Consider the following 2,229-nt stretch of genomic DNA (forward strand, 5'->3'; position numbering starts at 1 on the left):
CCTTTACAGAAATGACAAAGACAAGAAAAATCCGTTTTAATCTGCGTCTTCGCTTTAGCGAATCAGTTCAATCCGTGTTCAATTAAGCACAAAGTTATCACTCCTCCAAAACAGGTTCTAAATTCAACTCTGTAAAATCATGCTCTGTTTTAGAAATCACAATCGTCGCCACCGTATTTCCAATCAAATTAGTTATTGCGCGTGCTTCACTCATAAATTTATCAACTCCCAATAAAAAAGCCAAACCTTCAACCGGAATTTTATGTAGTGCCGTCAACGTCGAAGCCAGAACAATAAATCCGCTTCCGGTCACACCCGCTGCTCCTTTAGAAGTAATCATCAAAATTCCGATAACGCTCAGGATTTCGAAGAAACTTAAATGCACATCATACAACTGCGCAAGAAATATAACCGACATAGACAAATAAATTGAAGTCCCATCAAGATTAAAAGAATAACCTGTCGGAATCACCAAACCCACAACTGATTTACTGCAGCCCATTTGCTCCAGTTTTACCATAATACTCGGCAGCGCTGCTTCAGAAGATGACGTTCCGAGAACCAATAAAAGTTCTTCTTTTATGTATTTTAAAATCGAAAGAATATTGATTTTATAGTACCTCAGAATACTTCCGAGAATTAAAAACACAAATAAAGCCATTGTCAGATAAACACATAACATCAACTTCCCAAGCGGAATCAAAGTCTCCAATCCGAACTTCCCAATTGTATAGGCCATTCCTCCAAAAGCACCTAATGGTGCGAGATACATTACATATTTCAATCCGAGGAAAACTACTTTCGAAAAACGTTCCAAAACTAAAATCGTCTGCTCCCGCTTCTTATAAAAATTCAATAAAATACCGCAAACAATAGCGGCCAATAAAACCTGCAAAGTAAAATTCGACAAGAAGAACTTCAGCCACGAAAAGTGTTCCGCAGCACCTTTTGTATATTGACTGGCATCTCCCAAAGCCAGCCCTGATTTATCAATTTTTCCGGGTTGAAAAAAATACGCAACTCCCACTCCAATAGCCAGCGCTACTGTCGAAACCACTTCAAAATACCCCAAAGCTTTTACGCCGATTCGACCAACTTTCTTTAGGTTTCCCATTCCGGAAATCCCTAAAACAATCGTCAAAAATATAATCGGACCTATAAATAGTTTGATAAGCTTAATAAATTTATCTCCCAGTATTTCCATTTTCATTCCGTTTTCAGGAGAAAAATGCCCGAGCAAAATACCGGCAATAATCGCAATCAATACCCAAAAAGTAAGATTGGTAATCACGGTATGAAAAATACTTTTTTGAGGTTTTTTAGAAGAATTTGGGGTAGGTATATTCATGAAGTTAAGTTAGAGATTTTCACAAATATATAAAAAATGCAGACCTGTAAGCCGGATTCTGTCTCTGATCAAATCAGAGCCTTATCATTTATCTAGATCATGCATTACTGCATGACTCAAGCTACCTACCCTTCAGCAACGAACGAGAAGCCCTTAAATGCTGATATACTTGGTATTTCACCGCATAGAGTTTACCTGGTTTCACTACAGCATTACCTGTACATACTTTCTGTTGCACTTGTCCTTGCGCCATTTCTAACGCCGACGGGTGTTACCCGCTATGCTTCTCTGTGGTGTCCGGACTTTCCTCCCTCCCAATAAATCAGGACGACGATAAGGCGGTCTGCGGCGCAAAAGTAACAATTTATAACCGAAGAATCCTGATTTTAAAATTTAGATTTTCAACCCAAACACATAACATTTTAATTTTAAATTGGTTATCTTTAAAATCCATAATTTTAAAATTCAATTATCATGACAAGAATGTATCACTACGCAACTGTTTCAAAAGCTTTAGATCAATTGAATGAAAAAGGATTTACCTGTGACTTTAATTTAAACTCGACAGCAATTAAAAAAAATCCTGAAAAATTTGAAATTGTACATGTGTATCGATACGAAGGGGAGTCAGACCCGGGCGATGAGGCAGTTGTATACGGAATTAAATCCAGTTCAGGCAAAAAAGGAGTGTATGTAGCAGGATTTTCGGCAGATTCAGATTCCGAAACCGCTCAAATATTACTAGACTTAAGCATAAAAGGCAGGTGATTTTAAGGAATCTTTATTATATTTTCAGGAGCTATTCCTGCTGTCCGCTGTATCTTTTTCTGGCTAAAAAAGCCAAAAAAAGGATGCCGCTCCCATCAGGGCTAGAGCAAACA

At 37.8% G+C, this 2,229-nt stretch carries 2 protein-coding genes and 1 other RNA gene; 1 reads left to right on the top strand and 2 read right to left on the bottom strand.

The annotated features are described in order from the left end of the window. Window positions 1–97: 97 nt before the first annotated feature. Window positions 98–1,348 (bottom strand): cation:dicarboxylate symporter family transporter, encoded by a 1,251-nt coding sequence (locus PMI10_RS19535; RefSeq protein WP_007810982.1) that lies wholly within the window; start codon window positions 1,346–1,348, stop codon window positions 98–100. A gap of 31 nt (window positions 1,349–1,379) precedes the next feature. Further along, window positions 1,380–1,698, bottom strand: an RNA gene (gene rnpB, locus PMI10_RS21790) — RNase P RNA component class A. Window positions 1,699–1,822: 124 nt separating this feature from the next. On the opposite strand from rnpB, the gene PMI10_RS19540 reads away from it, so the two are divergent. Beyond that, window positions 1,823–2,116, top strand: a complete 294-nt coding sequence (locus tag PMI10_RS19540) for a hypothetical protein (protein WP_007810983.1) — start codon at window positions 1,823–1,825, stop codon at window positions 2,114–2,116. The last annotated feature ends 113 nt before the right edge of the window (window positions 2,117–2,229 follow it).

Origin of the sequence: Flavobacterium sp. CF136, from assembly GCF_000282055.1 — a bacterium.
Classification (GTDB): Bacteria; Bacteroidota; Bacteroidia; order Flavobacteriales; family Flavobacteriaceae; genus Flavobacterium.